At 70.2% G+C, this 798-nt stretch carries 1 protein-coding gene; it reads left to right on the top strand.

Annotation, left to right across the window (positions count from 1 at the left end; all coding sequences use genetic code 11):
* Positions 1–132 precede the first annotated feature (132 nt).
* A partial coding sequence (locus tag APY03_RS43940) for an efflux RND transporter permease subunit (protein WP_232324308.1) occupies positions 133–798 on the top strand: 666 nt, incomplete at its 3' end.

Genomic DNA, 798 nt, shown 5'->3' with positions numbered 1-798 from the left:
GAAAGTGACTCGCCCGCCGGGGCGAAATCCCGGCCCCGGACTCAAACCAACAGCAAGGTTCGAAATCGACCGGCCGGTGCCCCCGCCCCAACTCTCCCCCCGAAGGGGCGGGAGCAAGACAGGGGCCGGCGCATGAACCTCTCCCGCCCCTTCGTCGAACGCCCCATCGCCACAGTCCTGCTGACCATCGGCATCGCCCTGGCCGGCATCGTCGCCTTCTTCGTCCTGCCGGTCTCGCCGCTGCCCCAGGTCGACTACCCGACCATCTCCGTCCAGGCGAGCCTGGCCGGAGCCAGCCCCAGCACCATGGCCTCCAGCGTGGCGACGCCGCTGGAGCGCCGGCTCGGCATCATCCCCGGCGTCAACGAGTTGACCTCGACCAGCTCCAACGGCTCGGCGCGCATCACGCTGCAGTTCGACCTCAGCCGCAACATCGACAGCGCCGCGCGCGAGGTGCAGGCCGCCATCAACGCCGCCCGCGCGGACCTGCCGGCCACGCTGCGCAGCAACCCGACCTACCGCAAGCGCAACCCGGCCTCGGCGCCGGTCATGATCCTCGCGCTCACTTCCAGAACGCGCACGCCCGGCCAGATCTACGAGGCGGTGTCCAACATAGTGAGCCAGCGCCTGTCGCAGGTCGAAGGCGTGGGCGAGGTCGAGATCGGCGGCGGCTCGCTGCCGGCGGTGCGGGTGGAGCTGGAGCCCTTCTCGCTCAACCGAATGGGCATCAGCACCGAGGACGTGCGCGCAGCCATCCAGGCCAACAACGCGAACCGGCCCAAGGGCGCGATCGAGAGC

The sequence above is a fragment of the Variovorax sp. WDL1 genome, assembly GCF_001541225.1.
Lineage (GTDB): Bacteria > Pseudomonadota > Gammaproteobacteria > Burkholderiales > Burkholderiaceae_C > Variovorax.
The sequence above is the reverse complement of the archived record's forward strand: the minus strand, read 5'-3'. Positions and strand labels throughout refer to the sequence as shown.